Here is a 14109-nt window from a genome sequence, read left to right as displayed (position 1 = left end):
TCGGTCGGGGTGCATGCTCACTTTAGCCCGCAGGGGGTCGGATTCCGGCGTGGCTACGCGCGCCCGGGCGCGTATCTTGACCAAGCGGCAAGAACCGCGTTTTCTTCGCGCCGATATCCGGAAAAGTCCTGATTTCCCCCGTCCTCGGTCACTAGGCTGACCGGATGGTGAGCCTCACAGCAGATCTCAGCCCCCTCCGCCCCGACCGCAACCTGGCGATGGAACTCGTGCGCGCCACCGAAGCGGCGGCGATCCGCGCGGTGCCGTTCATCGGCCGAGGGGCGAAGGAGGCCGCCGACGGCGCCGCGGTCGACGCGATGCGCGCCTTCCTCGGGACGGTCGACTTCCAGGGCCGGGTGGTCATCGGCGAGGGCGAGAAGGACAACGCCCCCATGCTGTTCAACGGCGAGGTCGTCGGCACCGGACGGGGTCCCGAGTGCGACATCGCCGTCGACCCGATCGACGGCACGACGCTGACCGCGGAGGGGCGGCAGAACGCGCTCTCCGTGCTCGCGGTGTCCGACCGCGGCTCGATGCTCGACGCGTCGAGCGTGTTCTACATGGACAAGCTCGTCACGGGCCCTGCGGGCGTCGGCGTCGTCGACATCCGCAAGCCCATCGGCGAGAACATCCGCCGTCTGGCGAAGGCCCTGGGCAAGCCGGTCGACGAGGTCGTCGTCTCGGTGCTGAACCGCCCCCGCCACGAGAAGCTCATCGCCGAGATCCGCGAGGCCGGCGCCGGCACCCGACTGATGAGCGACGGCGACGTCGCGGGTGGCATCAACGCCGCTCGTCACGACTCCCGCACCGACATGTGCGTCGGCGTCGGCGGCAGCCCGGAGGGCATCGTCACCGCATGCGCGATCAAGGCACTCGGCGGTCACATCCAGGGCATGCTGTGGCCGCGCGACGACGACGAGCGGCAGCGCGGCATCGACGCCGGGCTCGAGTTCGACAAGGTGTACGAGGCCGACGACCTCGTGCAGGGCAACAACACGATCTTCGTCGCGACCGGCGTCACCGACGGCCAGCTCGTGAAGGGCGTGCGCCGCGAGGGCAACTACCTCTACACCGAGAGCGTGGTGCTGCGCGGAGCCTCGGGCACGCTGCGTCGCATCGTGTCGGATCACCTCGTCTCGAAGTGGCTCTGACGCGAGCATCCGACCCCGCCTCCCGATATTCCCAGCAGAGGCTGGCAGAATAGGCGGGTACGGCGTGACCAGCGCGTCGACATGGTCATGAAGAGGAGTGCTCGGGATGCCGTTGAACGAGACGTCTGCGAGTCCCGGCCGCGCCGCGCACATCACCACCCCGACCGGCCGCATCCTCCGGGTCACCGAAGAGCAGATCATGGCCGCTCAGCAGGCGAAGGCCGCGGTGCAGCCCGGATTCGATCCCGCGCGACGAGCTGACGTGCTCTTCCGGGTGCGGCGCGAAGCGGGTCACGAGCTGAGCTCGTGGTGGTTCATCGGCGCGTTCCTCGCCACGTCCTGCGTGGTCATCGCGCTGCTTTCGTGGGTGCCGGGCGGCGCCTGAGGCGCCGGCCGTCTCGAACCTCTCAGTACGAATCGAGAACGGCGCGCATGTCGCCGAGACCGAACTGATCGGCGATCTGCTTCGCACTGTGCACACCGGCATCCTGATCGGCGCCGGCATCGAGCAGCATCCGCAGCAGCGGCTCGTTACGCCGGAACACGGCGCAGGAGACTGCGGTCTGGCCGTTCGCGTTGACGGCGTCGAGGTCGGCGCCGCGCCCGATCAGATCGGAGACGGTCTCGGGGTGCTCGGCGTAGGCCGCGACGATCAGCAGCGTGTCCTGACGCGGATTGCGCACGTCGACGGGCACCCCCGCGTCGATCATCTCGCCGAGGGGAGCGGTGCGGCCCTGCCGGGCCAGGTCGAAAGTGCCCTCGATGACTTCGAGGCTGAGTCCGTTGGTCACCCGACCATTGTGTCTGATGCCGCCGGGTCAGGCCACGGCAGGTTCGAGTTCGCAGACGAGCGGAGCCGACAGCGCCACGCCCAGGGCGGCACCGAGAGCCGCGACATCGTGCACGGCTGCGCGATGGGCGGCGTCGATGACGATCTGCGCGCAGGCCCGCGCGTCGGCCAGCGCGTCGTGATGCGCGAACTCGCCGAATCCGGCAGCCGCGGCCGCCAGCGGCAGCCGGTACGAGTCGAGATCGTAGGTCTTGCGCGCCACGGCGAGTGAGCACAGCGAGCGATACGGGGGAGCGGCGAGCCCGGTGGCCTCGCAGGCGCGGCGCAGCACGTTGAGGTCGAATCCCGCGTTGTGCGCGACGAGCACGTCGTCGCCGGCGAAGGCGCAGAGGCGGTCGAGCTGCTCGGCCCAGGACGCGGCGCCGATCACGTCGTGCGGGTGGATGCCGTGGATCCGGACGTTCCACTCGTTGAACTGGTCGTGGCCGACAGGCGGGCGGATCAGCCATCCGGCCTGTGCGACCACCTCGCCGTCTCTGACGCGCACGAGTCCGACCGAGCACGCGGAGGCGGGACTGGAGTTCGCGGTCTCGAAGTCGATCGCAGTGAAGTCCAGTGGCACGGATCCACCATCGCGCGGCATCCGGATGCCGGCCTGCAGACTCGCCGTAGGCTGACGAACATGGGCGATTCGCGAGCGACATCCTTCGGCGCCGAAGCCGACAGCTACGAGGCGGCACGACCCGACTACCCGTTCGCGGCGGTCGCGTGGATGCTAGAGCGCATGCCCGAGGGCGCGCGTCGGCTCGCGGATGTCGGTGCGGGCACCGGCAAGCTCACCCGGGTGGTCGTCGAGGCGCGCGACGCCGAGGTCGTCGCCATCGATCCGGATGCCGCCATGCTCGCGAAGCTGCGCGAGCAGGTGCCGGGTGCGCCGACGTTCCTCGGCACGGCGGAGGCGCTGCCTCTTCCGGATGCCAGTGTCGACGCGGTCGTGCTGGGGCAGGCGTGGCACTGGGTCGATCCCGTCACGGCATCCGCCGAGATCGGGCGGGTGGTGCGCCCGGGCGGGACGCTGGGGCTGATCTGGAACGCGCGCGATGGCCGCCTCGACTGGGTGCGCCGGCTCACGGCGATCATGCGCGCGAGCGCCGCTGAGGAGATGCTCGACGCCGGGGGTCCCACCGTCGCACCGCCGTTCGGCTCGCTGGAGGGCGAGCGGTGGGAGTGGCGACGACCGATGACGCGTACCCAGCTGCACCGCATGGCGTCGTCGCGCAGCCACCTCATCACCGCGTCGGAGAGTGAGCGTGCGAGCATCCGGCGGGGAATGGACGATCTGTTCGACGATCTGGGGCTGGATGAGGAGTCGAGCATCGACGTGCCGTACGTGACCTGGGCGTTCCGGGCGCTGCGCGGCTGATGCGACCGGCTCTGCGGGAGGCTTCCCGCCGGTAGACTCGTATCCCGTGGCTCTCACTATCGGAATCGTCGGTCTGCCCAACGTCGGCAAGTCCACCCTCTTCAACGCGCTGACCCAGAACGACGTGCTCGCGGCGAACTACCCGTTCGCGACCATCGAGCCGAACATCGGCGTGGTGAACCTGCCCGATCCGCGCCTGCAGGTGCTGGCCGGCATCTTCGGCAGCGAGCGCATCCTGCCCGCCACCGTGTCGTTCGTCGACATCGCCGGCATCGTGCGCGGCGCGAGCGAGGGGGAGGGGCTGGGCAACCAGTTCCTCGCGAACATCCGCGAGGCCGACGCGATCGCGCAGGTCGTGCGCGGCTTCGTCGACGACGACGTGGTGCACGTCGAGGGCACCGTCGATCCCAAGAACGACATGGAGACCATCAACGCCGAGCTCATGCTCGCCGATCTGCAGACGATCGAGAAGGCGCTGCCGCGCTTCGAGAAGGAAGTGAAGCAGAAGAAGACCGACTCGTCGGTGCTGGAGGCCGCGAACGCGGCGAAGGATGCCCTGGAGCGCGGCCAGCTGCTCTCGACGGCGGGCATCGACCTGTCGCCGATCAAGGAGCTCGGTCTGCTGACGGCGAAGCCGTACATCTACGTGTTCAACGTCGACGAGTCGGTGCTCACCGACGAGGTGAAGAAGGAAGAGCTGCAGGCTCTCGTCGCGCCCGCGCAGGCCGTGTTCCTCGACGCGAAGATCGAATCGGAGCTGATCGGGCTGGACCCGGAGGACGCGCAGGAGCTGCTGGAGGCCACCGGTCAGGCCGAATCCGGTCTTGACCAGCTCGCCCGCATCGGGTTCGCGACGCTCGGCCTGCAGACCTATCTCACCGCCGGCCCCAAGGAGTCGCGCGCCTGGACGATCCCGCAGGGCGCGAAGGCGCCGCAGGCGGCCGGCGTGATCCACACCGACTTCGAGAAGGGCTTCATCAAGGCCGAGGTCATCTCGTTCGAGGATCTCGTCGCGACCGGGTCGGTCGCCGAGGCTCGCGCGAAGGGCAAGGCACGGCTCGAGGGCAAGGACTACGTCATGCAGGACGGCGACGTGGTGGAGTTCCGCTTCAACGTCTAGTCGCGTTCCGCTTCAACGTCTGGTTCGAGTGCCCGGATCTCCATAGGGAGATCCGGGCACTCGATTGATGTGCGGCCCGCAGGCGAGTCGCCGCGGCCTGCGCGCTAGCGGAATGTTCGGCTGATCGCGCTGCCGATCTGGAACAGGGTGATCCACACCAGGAACTTCTGGATCGGACGCAGCGGCCATGCGACAAGTCCCCGCCACCCTGTGCGCCGCGACCAGGATCTGCTGATCCGTACCTGTGTGCCACCGGTCGCGTTCGCCAAGGCGAATTCGGTCAGAACCGAATTGCTTTGCGCTACATCGGGATATCCGAAGCTCCACGCGATCCCGTCCGGTTGGCGAATCGCGATGAGTTCAACACTGCGTCGACGAAACTGAGGCTTGATCTTCACAGGCTTGCCGTCTGGATAGGTCGCGGGTGCAACGGCATCCCAGACCGCACCTGGCGTCGTTTCCTGACCGGTCTGATCGACGATGCCGATGCTCGATTCCCACTCGGGGATACGTGCGGGGTCTGTCAGGAACGCCCAGACTTCGTTCAGCGGTGCGGATACGAAGGTCTCAGTCGATCCCGTGATCCGCCCCTTCACGTTCGCTGCGGCGGGCACGCACTTCATAGCCGGGGAGGCGGTCCGATCGAGGTGTCCGATGATCACATCGGATGTCGTGCCAAGACGGCCCAGGATATCCGTGATCAGACCGCTGGGTTCTGCGACGAGTTCCCGGAGAACGGCGGCAGCGTCGCCTGGCTTGCCTCTGCTGCTGGACTTCGCGATGAGGTCCCGAGCACGGGGAGTCCACTCGTATCCATCCGTCTCGTGGAACACGATGCGCCCGGCCTCGGGGAACGACGGCTCGATGCCGAGTAAGGCCAGCTGTGCATCACGTTGTTCCTCGACGGCGAGACGGGCGCTGTCGATGTCGATACCCAGCTCGCGCAGTGCGCGGCCGGCGGGCTGGTCGTTGATGACCAAGGCGAGGAACAGATGGTCGATGTCGGCTTCGCGGAGCCCGAGCCGGGATGCTTCCTCCATGGCGGCCAGGGAGAGCGATTGACTGGTCTGGGCGGCGCGGACGAGCTTGTTCATCTGCTCCTCCTGGGCGTCGTGATCGCGGGGTCGATTCTCTTGGAGTGCTTCTTATGGGCGGCTTGTCGCGTCACTCCGAGCGCGTCAGCGATCTCCTGCCAACTCATGCCTGAACGCAACGCGGCCTCGACCTGCCGAAGTTCCAGGGTGTCCGCGAGCACGCGCAAGGACACAACGGCCCGCAATCCTGCTTTCGGGTCGCTGGTATCGACTGCGACTGCTGCGATCACCGGGGACTCCATGCCGTCAACCTACGTTGCTAAGTGGCGGGTTGTCAACCTGGGTTGCTTCCTTGCTCCGCGAGCTCGATACTCGGGCGGCCCGAAGAGGTTTCGGCGCAATCTGGCCGAGTGTCGGTTTAACGCATCGCGTTATTGACGAACATCGTTATACACTTGTCGCGTGATCAGATCGTTCGGGAGCAGGGACACCGAGCGCATCTGGCACGAGCAATACGTCAAAGGCATCGATCGAGCGTTGCAGCGGGCGACGTTGCGGAAGCTTGAACTGATCCACGCCGCGAAGGATGCCGAAGATCTTCGCATCCCTCCCGGAAACCGTCTGGAGCAGCTGACTGGCAACCGTCGTGGTCAGCACAGCATCCGCGTGAACGTGCAGTGGCGTATCTGCTTCGTCTGGAGAGATGGAGGTGCGGAAGATGTCGAACTCGTCGACTACCACTGAGATGGAACTGATCGAGCCGATCCACCCTGGGGAGATCCTCATGGAGGATTTCATCGACGGCTTCGGGATCACGCAGAACAAGCTGGCCGTATCGATCGGCGTTCCGCCGCGCCGGATCAACGAGATCGTGCACGGCAAGCGGGGGATCACGGCGGATACAGCGATCCGGCTCGCGCGCTACTTCGGCACATCCGAGGAGTTCTGGATGAACCTGCAGTCGAACTATGAGTTGCGCCTCGAACGCCGGGCGCTGCGCGACAAGGTCGCGGAGATCACGCCGTTCAAGGTCGCGTGACTGACTACGTGAGACGTAACCGGCGCCGCGCCGCCGCGACGGAGACGTAACGCTGACGGATCAGAAGGTGGTGTCGGTCGATGTCTCCGTCTTCGGGCGGCGACCGAACCGCGCCTGATACGCCAGGGCGAGGTCGTCTTCTGTGAGGTCCTCACCCGCGGCGAGCCGGGCCAGATGCGGGACGAGCCACCGTGCCTCGCAGGCGTCGAACTCCTCGGCGAAGGTCTCGTTCAGCTCACGGTCGTGGATCACGCGCGTGATCGGCACCTGTCCGCCGACATTCGCGATGTGCGGACCCATCGAGAAGTTGATCAGGATCGTCTCGCGGCGAGGGTGCACGGTGATCGTCGCTGGATGCGGCCAACCGGTCGCACCGTCGGGCGAGTGTCCGAGCACGAGGAAGTTCAGTCGCCTGCGCGTGTGCTCTGTCATGAAGCCATTGTCGTCGGGCTCGAGGCAGATGCTCCATGCCGCGAGACCTGGTGGATGGCGCACGGACGTTCTGCCAACATGGCGTCATGATCACAGCCAGGCTTCCCGTCGCCGTGGCCGCACTCGGGCTGACCGTGACACTGCTCGCCGGGTGCACCACCACAGCCCCGACTCGAGCGGCCGAACCGTCTCCGACCTCGACAGCGGTCACCAAGCCGGTCGCAGAACCGGCGCCGACGCCGGAATCGACGGAGGCGGAAGCCTGCAGGCGTCTGTCCGAGGTCATCGGCGATAGCGACGGTCTGTATTGGAAGCGCCAGGGAACTCTCCGGGACCGAGGCGCGCGAGAGTTCGCGCAGGGGGAGGTGGGCGTCGACGAGAACGGCACGCCTGTCACCTACACCGTCGCGCCGGGCGACGTCGAGGCCGTCGTCGCAGAACGGCTCTGCGCGTACCCGACGATCAGCTCGATGAATCACCGGCGGGATATCCACCCCGGCCAGGTGCTCTGGCTCACACCGAATCCCGACACTCCCTGGGTGGACTACTACAGTCCTCGCGACGCGCCTGAAGGGTTCCTGCAGATCCCGTACCAGCAGGCGATCGAGGAAGCCGGCAGGGCCGTGGACGCCGGCGATGTCGACGCCGTGCGGAGGGTGTGGAACCGCACGTTGAGGCCCATGTTCTCGAACCAGGTGACAATCGACGCGGTGCAGAAGGTGGTCGACGCCGGAGACCTGGACGCGCTGCGTCAGCTCTTCTCTTGATGAATGGTGACCGCGTCGACGGGGATGGCCGGCGTCGCCGACCGGTGAAAGGATGGCCGCATGCCCGAGTCTCCGGAGGTGCAGGTGCTCGTCGAGTTCCTCGATGAGCGGGTGATCGGTCACTCCATCGCCTCGGTCGACGTCGCCGAGTTCCGCGTCGTCAAGACGCGTGCGCGGCCACCGGCGTCGCTCATCGGCTCGAGGATCGAGGGGATAGCGCGATTCGGGAAGCATGTCGGGGTGGAGACGACGGACGGCTGGCTGATGATCGGCTTCGGACGGAACGGATGGATCCGCTGGCAGGTCGTCGGTGACTCCGCGCCTGATGAGCCTGCGCCTGAGGTCGCCCGCCTCACGCTCGATGATGACGCGGTGATCCAGCTCGTCGACACCGGCGACTTCCTCGGCGTCACCGTCTCCGTGGTCGACTCACCGAGCGACGTGGCGGCCGTCGCCGCGCTCGGGCCCGATCCGCTGTCGCCGGACTTCATCCGCGATGACCTCGAGCGGGCACTGGGCCGCCGCCGCAAGCAGATCAAGGCCCTGCTCCAGGAGCAGAGATCACTCGCCGGCATCGGCAACGCCTACTCCGACGAGATCTTGCATCGAGCCCGGCTGCCCCTGGCGGTGCATGCCGCCGAGCTCGACGAGGCGTCGAGGGATTGGCTGCTCGGCGCCGTCGTCGACGTCATGCGCACCGCCGTCGAGGCGCGCCGAGGCCTGCCGCCTGAGCGACTCAAAGAGGCGAAGGTCGAGTCGATGCTCGTGCACGGACGCGCTGGGGAACCGTGTCCCGTGTGCGGCACGACGATCGTCGATCAGGTCTTCTCGGGCGCATCCGCACAGTCCTGTCCGCACTGCCAGGGCGAGAGCACCGGCGGTTGAGGACAGCTCGCCGACCTGCGGTTCGACGGATGCGCAGACGTGATTGCGCACCCGACCGCACGGCGCGACCATGAGACATGGGAACTCTGAGCTTCACCGCGACCGTCTCGATCGACGGGTATGCGGCCGGCCCCGACGGCGACTTCCAGTTCGGCGCGCCGAGCGAAGAGGTGTTCCGGCTTCACGTCGAGCGGATGGCCGCCATCTCCGCCGAGATCCTCGGGCGTCGCACCTACGAGCTCATGCACTACTGGGAGGCGGAGCCCGAGGGGGAGGACTGGGGTGACGACGAGCGGGAGTTCGCTCGGCTGTGGCAGGGCATCGACATCGTCGCCGCGTCGTCGACGCTGACCGCGGAGGAGATGACGCGCGAGAATCACCGGCTGGTTCCCGACCTGACCCTCGATGAGATCTCGCGCATCGTCGAGCGTGCACCCGGAGAGGTCGAGATCTTCGGGCCGACGACCGCCGCGCCCGCGATCCGGGCGGGCCTCGTGCAAGACTTCCGCTTCTTCATCGTGCCGGTGGTGCTCGGTGGCGGACTGCGAGCGCTTCCCGTCGATGGGCATCTGGATCTGCGGCTCGTCGAGAGCCGCGTCTTCGAGAACGGATTCACCCTGCTGCACTACCGGGCGGTGACGCCAGCGCGCGCTTCTCATCGCTCACCGGCGTCTACGCTGGCTGCATGATCAGGCTGCGGTGCGCGTGCGAGGGGCATTCGCCGTGACGAACGCCGCGCTGCGGCTCATCTTCCCGCACCAGCTCTTCGCCGAGCACCTGGACGCCGACGACGGCACCGTGATGGTGCTCGTCGAGCACGACCTGCTGCTGCGCCAGTACGCCTTCCATTCCCACAAGCTCGTGCTGCATCGCGCGTCGATGGATGCCTTCGCGCGCCGGCTGCGCGACGCGGGCTTCGAGACCGCGGTGCTGCGCAGCTCAGCCGAGCAGAACAGCCGGGCACAGCTGGCCGCACTCGTCGTCCGGCGCGCCCCGTCGAGCGTGACCTGGTTCGATCCGGTCGATGAGTGGCTCGAACGCGACATCCATTCGGCGCTCCGCGATGGCGGGTACGAGGCCCACCCGGATGACGAGCTCGAGACGCCCAACTTCCTCACGACTCGTGCTGACGTCGACGACTGGTTCGGTCGGCACGGCGCGCGCATGCAGGACTTCTACATCTGGCAGCGGCGGCGACTCGGCATCCTCGTCGACGATCAGGGCCGACCCGCCGGGGGAGCGTGGTCGTACGACGCCGAGAACCGCAAGAAGCTGCCGCGCGGATACCTACCGCCCACACCCGAACGCTTCCGCGCGGTGACGCATCCCGACAATTCCGGCGGGATGCTCGATTTCGGGGGCGAGGGCGACGGCATCCCTCACATCGACCGCGATCCGGACGTCGCCGCCGCGATCGCCTGGGTGCGTGCGGAGTTCCCGGATGCTCCCGGGGACCCTGAGCTGTTCGCCTGGCCGACGACGGCCGAAGAAGCCCGCGTGCACCTCGCCGAGTTCGTCACCGACCGACTGGCTGACTTCGGCCCGTACGAGGACGCCATCTCGTCGATGCACCCCTTCATCAATCACAGCCTGATCTCGGCCGCAGTGAACATCGGGCTGCTCGATCCTCGACAGGTGGTGCAGGCGGTGCTCGACGGGATGGGGGCTCACACGCCCCTCGCCTCGATCGAGGGTTTCGTGCGGCAGGTGATCGGCTGGCGCGAGTACATGCGCGCCACGTATCGGGTGCGGGGCATCGAGCTGCGCACGTCGAACGTGCTCGCGCACTCGAATGGGCTCGGCGAGGGGTGGTGGGGTGCCCGCACCGGGCTGGCTCCGGTCGATCTCGTCATCTCGAGCGTGCTGCGCACCGGTTACGCGCACCACATCGAGCGATTGATGGTGCTCGGCAACGCGATGAGTCTGCTGCGCGTGCACCCCGACGACGTCTACCGGTGGTTCATGGAGATGTTCATCGACGCGTACGACTGGGTCATGGTGCCCAACGTCTACGCGATGAGCCAGTTCGCCGCCAGCGAGGCCATCACCACGAAGCCGTACGTGTCGGGCAGCAACTATCTGCGCAAGATGTCGGACCTGCCGCACGGCGAGTGGGAGGCTGACTGGGACGCGCTGTACTGGACCTTCGTCGACGATCATCGAGACGTGTTCGCTCGCAATCCCCGCTCGCGCATGATCGCCCGGCTGCTCGAGAAGATGGATGCCGAGAAGCTCGCATCGCACCGGGAACGGGCGGCCGCAGTGCTGTCGCGCAGCGCGGCCGTCTCGCTACGGCGCGGATGACGGCGCGCCCGCCGCCCACACCCTCCGCCACCATTCCGCGAGGCTCTCGACCGTCTCGTGCGCATTCAGGCCGCTCGGGTTGGGCACCACCCACAGCGGCATCTTCTCCGGCCATCCGCTGAGCGCATCTGCCTCCTGCGCGCCCATGCGCGCTCGCGGCACGGTGAACGCGGTGCGGAACGCGGTGACGCCGACGACGGCGACCGCATGCGGGCGCAGGACCCGCACCCGGTCCAGAAGACGGCGTCCGCCGGCGCGCAGCTCGTGCGCCTCGAGTTCGTCGGCGCGTGCCGTCGGGCGGGCGACGAGGTTCGTCATGCCGATGCCGCGCTCGGCCAGCATCCGCTCGTCTTCCGGCGACAGGCCGCGCGAGGCGTCGACCACCTCGTCGGTGAGGCCGGCCGTGGCCAGCGACGGCCAGAATCGATTCCCCGGACGCGCGAAGGGCGCGTTCACGGCGACCGTCCACGGACTGGGGTTGATGCCGACCATCAGCAGCCGCACGCGGCCCGCGGACTCCTCGTCGGTCGGGTAGGGCAGCACGTCGTCGCGGCCGAGACCCGCGGCCGCCGCGTGCGCAAGATCGGCGGGGCCGGGTCGTCTGCCGTCGAGTGGCGACGGCGCACGCCAGGGCGACCAGTCGGCCGGGAGTCCGACGGCCTCAGCGCGGGAAGCGCTCACGGGGCCAGCAGTTCCGTCGTCCAGCCGGACTCGCCGCGACGGTAGACGAGACGGTCGTGCAGGCGCGACCGTCGACCCTGCCAGAACTCGATCCGCTCGGGCTCTATCCGAAAGCCTCCCCAATGCGGGGGCGCCGGCACCCCGGCATCCGCGAAGCGCGCTTCGGCCTGGGCGACCGCGGCCTCCAGTTCCGCTCGGTCGGCGATCGGCCTGCTCTGACGCGACGCCCACGCGCCCAGCTGCGACCCGCGCGGACGGGTGGCGTGATACGCCTCGACCTCGGAGCGGGTGACCGGGTCCGCCACCCCCTCGATCCGGATCTGCCGCTCGAGTTCGGGCCAGTGCAACACCAGCGCTGCGTGCGGGCACGCGGCGAGCTCACGGCCCTTGTCGGAGTCGACGTGGGTGAAGAACACGAAGCCCCGCTCGTCCCAGTCCTTCAGCAGCACCATGCGCGAACGCGGATGCCACTGATCCCCGACCTGCGCGACTGTGGACAGCGTCATGGCCGTGGCCGAGAACGGACGGTCGGATGCCTCGGCGCGGCGCGCCTCGGCGAACCACTCGTCGAAGAGCGGGAAGGGAGTCGCAGGCGGCTTGGCAAGAGGCATGCACCCATGGTGCCCCATGCGGCGCTGGTGACTGCTCGCCGGCGATCACCTCCCGGTACGCTGGGAGAGGCCAACGACGCGCCATCGACCGACCGGAAGCGAGCACACATCGTGACCCAGCCCAGCACCTTCGAGCCCGAAGGCCGCGCCGTCCCCTTCGTCGACGAGGGTGAGGGCCCTGTCACGCTCGTGCTGGTCACCGACCGCAGCCTCGAGGCTGACGGCCTCGGGGTCATCTCGCACTACCTCGCCGAAGAGGCCGGCTTCCGCGTCGTGCGCATCGGCTCCCGCGCCGAAGTCTCGGGCATCACCCCGGCAGACCGCGCCGCCGACGCGGCGGACGTGATCGAAGAACTCGGCATCGACGACACCTGGATCGGCGGCCACGCGCACGGCAGCACCATCGCGCGCACGTTCGCGCTTGAGCATCCCGAGCGCGTCAACGGTCTGCTCATGCTGGGCGTCGAAGACGAGCAGATCCCCCTCGCCCCGGGCATCCCGGTACTGATCATCCAGGCCGAGAACGACGACGTGACCCCCGCCGTGAACGCCGAGACGCTGCAGGCGACCGCACCTGAGCGTGCGACCATCACCCGCATCCCCGGGGCCGATCACTACTTCGTCGCGACGCACCCGATCGAGACCGCCGTCGTGATCGAGGAGTACCTCGATTGGGACTGATCGGTCAGCCGCGCAGATCCTTGCGCATGAAGATCTGCTCGGTGCCGTCGTCCTGCGGCACCCGCTCGCTGATGCGGTAGCCGCAGGCCTCGTAGAGACGGATGTTCGCTTCGCTCAGGCTGCCGGTGAACAGCTCCGCCTGCGTGGCACCGCTCTCGCGCTCAGCCACGTCCAGAAGCCCGCGGCCGATTCCCTCGCCCTGCAGGTCAGGGGCGATCGCGATCCTGCCGATGAGCAGCAGATCTTCCTCCACGCGCCCACGCAGCGCGCCGACGAGCCTGCCGTCGACACGAGCCGTCCAGCCGTAGCAGCCGACGAGCTCAGCCTGCACTGCTTCGAGTGTCTGCGTGAGCGGCGGCATGTCGGCGCTTCCGTAGATCTGCGCTTCCGACACGAACGCCGCGCGCTGCAGGGTAAGAACCTCTCCGGCGTCGTCGGGCGAGATCCGGTCGTACGTCACGTCGAGAGAGGGCATACCCCCATCATCCCTCTTCGCGCAGGCGCGGCTCGACGCGGTGCTCGGGGCGCAGGCCCGCCTTGTCGGCGTAGAACGCGCGGATGCGGTCCATGTCCGCCGGGATGTCGCCGCTGAGCTCGAGGGTCGGACCGAGGCCGGTCGTCATGGTCGTGCGGTCGACGTAGCCCAGGGTCACGGGCACCCCGGTCTCACGGGCGATCCGGTAGAAGCCCGACTTCCAGTGCCTGTGGCCCCGACGGGTGCCGTCGGGAGTGACGACGAGGCCGAACACCTCGCCACGTCGTGCCATCGTGACCACGTCGTCGACGACGCGGCCGGGATCGTCGCGGTCGACGGGGATGCCGCCCAGCGCGCGCATGAGCGGACCGCGCCAGCCGTGGAAAAGACTCTTCTTGCCCAGCCACCGCACGTCGATGCCCAGGCGCCAGGCGATGGCCAGCATCAGCACGAAGTCCCAGTTCGAGGTGTGCGGGGCGCCGATGAGCACGGTCGGGGTGGTCGGCGCGGGTTCGGAGCGGAGAGTCCAGCGGCTGCAGAGCCAGAAGGCCCGCGCGATCAGGCGTCGAAGCATCCCTCCACGCTACGACAGGCGGTATGCGGGCGACGGCATGCCGTCGGCGACGGGTGGTGGGTCGACGCCGCGAAATCAACCCCCTCAGCAGGCACGGACGCCGGTGTTAGCGTCGGGCCGAACACACAACCGACCGCGCGAC

General features: G+C 68.1%; 20 protein-coding genes. 11 read left to right on the top strand and 9 right to left on the bottom strand.

The genetic code is table 11. From position 1 onward, the window contains the following. Positions 1-164 precede the first annotated feature (164 nt). On the top strand, positions 165-1151 hold the full coding sequence (gene glpX / locus ACWIDW_RS13255) for a class II fructose-bisphosphatase (protein ID WP_454125788.1): 987 nt from the start codon (positions 165-167) through the stop codon (positions 1149-1151). Positions 1152-1257: 106 nt separating this feature from the next. Beyond that, on the top strand, positions 1258-1536 hold the full coding sequence (locus tag ACWIDW_RS13250) for a hypothetical protein (protein WP_454125787.1): 279 nt from the start codon (positions 1258-1260) through the stop codon (positions 1534-1536). A gap of 22 nt (positions 1537-1558) precedes the next feature. On the opposite strand, the gene ACWIDW_RS13245 is transcribed toward ACWIDW_RS13250, so the two are convergent. Together ACWIDW_RS13245 and ACWIDW_RS13240 are read right to left on the bottom strand one after the other, a co-directional pair. After that, positions 1559-1942, bottom strand: a complete 384-nt coding sequence (locus tag ACWIDW_RS13245; protein ID WP_454125786.1) for an ankyrin repeat domain-containing protein — start codon at positions 1940-1942, stop codon at positions 1559-1561. Positions 1943-1969: 27 nt separating this feature from the next. After that, on the bottom strand, positions 1970-2563 hold the full coding sequence (locus tag ACWIDW_RS13240; RefSeq protein ID WP_454125785.1) for a 3'-5' exonuclease: 594 nt from the start codon (positions 2561-2563) through the stop codon (positions 1970-1972). Between the two features lie 60 nt (positions 2564-2623). On the opposite strand from ACWIDW_RS13240, the gene ACWIDW_RS13235 reads away from it, so the two are divergent. Further along, positions 2624-3364, top strand: a complete 741-nt coding sequence (locus tag ACWIDW_RS13235) for a class I SAM-dependent methyltransferase (RefSeq protein ID WP_454125784.1) — start codon at positions 2624-2626, stop codon at positions 3362-3364. Positions 3365-3410: 46 nt separating this feature from the next. After that, on the top strand, positions 3411-4484 hold the full coding sequence (gene ychF / locus ACWIDW_RS13230; RefSeq protein WP_454125783.1) for a redox-regulated ATPase YchF: 1074 nt from the start codon (positions 3411-3413) through the stop codon (positions 4482-4484). A 104-nt stretch (positions 4485-4588) separates the two neighbouring features. On the opposite strand, the gene ACWIDW_RS13225 is transcribed toward ychF, so the two are convergent. Further along, on the bottom strand, positions 4589-5578 hold the full coding sequence (locus ACWIDW_RS13225) for a Clp protease N-terminal domain-containing protein (protein ID WP_454125782.1): 990 nt from the start codon (positions 5576-5578) through the stop codon (positions 4589-4591). Continuing rightward, complete coding sequence (locus ACWIDW_RS13220) at positions 5575-5820, bottom strand: hypothetical protein (protein WP_454125781.1); 246 nt, start codon at positions 5818-5820, stop codon at positions 5575-5577. The genes ACWIDW_RS13225 and ACWIDW_RS13220 overlap by 4 nt, the downstream gene beginning before the upstream one ends. A 160-nt stretch (positions 5821-5980) precedes the next feature. On the opposite strand from ACWIDW_RS13220, the gene ACWIDW_RS13215 reads away from it, so the two are divergent. Further along, positions 5981-6262 (top strand): type II toxin-antitoxin system RelE/ParE family toxin, encoded by a 282-nt coding sequence (locus ACWIDW_RS13215; RefSeq protein ID WP_454125780.1) that lies wholly within the window; start codon positions 5981-5983, stop codon positions 6260-6262. Then, complete coding sequence (locus tag ACWIDW_RS13210) at positions 6237-6557, top strand: HigA family addiction module antitoxin (protein WP_454125779.1); 321 nt, start codon at positions 6237-6239, stop codon at positions 6555-6557. Before ACWIDW_RS13215 ends, ACWIDW_RS13210 begins: the two co-directional genes overlap by 26 nt. Positions 6558-6617: 60 nt before the next feature. On the opposite strand, the gene ACWIDW_RS13205 is transcribed toward ACWIDW_RS13210, so the two are convergent. Further along, positions 6618-6989, bottom strand: coding sequence for a hypothetical protein (locus ACWIDW_RS13205; protein ID WP_454125778.1), 372 nt, complete (start codon positions 6987-6989; stop codon positions 6618-6620). Positions 6990-7075: 86 nt separating this feature from the next. Here ACWIDW_RS13205 and ACWIDW_RS13200 point away from each other — a divergent pair, with 86 nt between their 5' ends. From ACWIDW_RS13200 to ACWIDW_RS13185, 4 genes are all read left to right on the top strand, one after another. Then, entirely contained in the window at positions 7076-7756 is a 681-nt protein-coding gene (locus ACWIDW_RS13200; RefSeq protein WP_454125777.1) for a hypothetical protein, read from the top strand. Positions 7757-7816: 60 nt separating this feature from the next. Then, complete coding sequence (locus tag ACWIDW_RS13195; protein ID WP_454125776.1) at positions 7817-8641, top strand: DNA-formamidopyrimidine glycosylase family protein; 825 nt, start codon at positions 7817-7819, stop codon at positions 8639-8641. Between the two features lie 77 nt (positions 8642-8718). Beyond that, the gene (locus ACWIDW_RS13190) at positions 8719-9330 is read left to right on the top strand and encodes a dihydrofolate reductase family protein (RefSeq protein ID WP_454125775.1); all 612 of its coding nucleotides are present in this window, start codon (positions 8719-8721) and stop codon (positions 9328-9330) included. A gap of 34 nt (positions 9331-9364) precedes the next feature. Beyond that, on the top strand, positions 9365-10945 hold the full coding sequence (locus tag ACWIDW_RS13185) for a cryptochrome/photolyase family protein (RefSeq protein WP_454125774.1): 1581 nt from the start codon (positions 9365-9367) through the stop codon (positions 10943-10945). Here ACWIDW_RS13185 and ACWIDW_RS13180 read toward each other — a convergent pair. Together ACWIDW_RS13180 and pdxH are read right to left on the bottom strand one after the other, a co-directional pair. Further along, complete coding sequence (locus ACWIDW_RS13180; RefSeq protein WP_454125773.1) at positions 10931-11626, bottom strand: mismatch-specific DNA-glycosylase; 696 nt, start codon at positions 11624-11626, stop codon at positions 10931-10933. The two genes, ACWIDW_RS13185 and ACWIDW_RS13180, sit on opposite strands and share 15 nt — an antisense overlap. Continuing rightward, positions 11623-12237, bottom strand: a complete 615-nt coding sequence (gene pdxH / locus ACWIDW_RS13175; RefSeq protein WP_454125772.1) for a pyridoxamine 5'-phosphate oxidase — start codon at positions 12235-12237, stop codon at positions 11623-11625. The genes ACWIDW_RS13180 and pdxH overlap by 4 nt, the downstream gene beginning before the upstream one ends. A gap of 111 nt (positions 12238-12348) precedes the next feature. On the opposite strand from pdxH, the gene ACWIDW_RS13170 reads away from it, so the two are divergent. Then, positions 12349-12918, top strand: coding sequence for an alpha/beta fold hydrolase (locus tag ACWIDW_RS13170; protein ID WP_454125771.1), 570 nt, complete (start codon positions 12349-12351; stop codon positions 12916-12918). Positions 12919-12922: 4 nt separating this feature from the next. Here ACWIDW_RS13170 and ACWIDW_RS13165 read toward each other — a convergent pair whose 3' ends face one another. Together ACWIDW_RS13165 and ACWIDW_RS13160 are read right to left on the bottom strand one after the other, a co-directional pair. Then, complete coding sequence (locus ACWIDW_RS13165; protein WP_454125770.1) at positions 12923-13393, bottom strand: GNAT family N-acetyltransferase; 471 nt, start codon at positions 13391-13393, stop codon at positions 12923-12925. Between the two features lie 7 nt (positions 13394-13400). Beyond that, positions 13401-13967, bottom strand: coding sequence for a 1-acyl-sn-glycerol-3-phosphate acyltransferase (locus tag ACWIDW_RS13160; protein WP_454125769.1), 567 nt, complete (start codon positions 13965-13967; stop codon positions 13401-13403). Positions 13968-14109: the final 142 nt, after the last annotated feature.

Source organism: Microbacterium sp. NPDC055312 (genome assembly GCF_053645675.1).
This window is presented reverse-complemented; position numbering and strand designations above follow the sequence as displayed.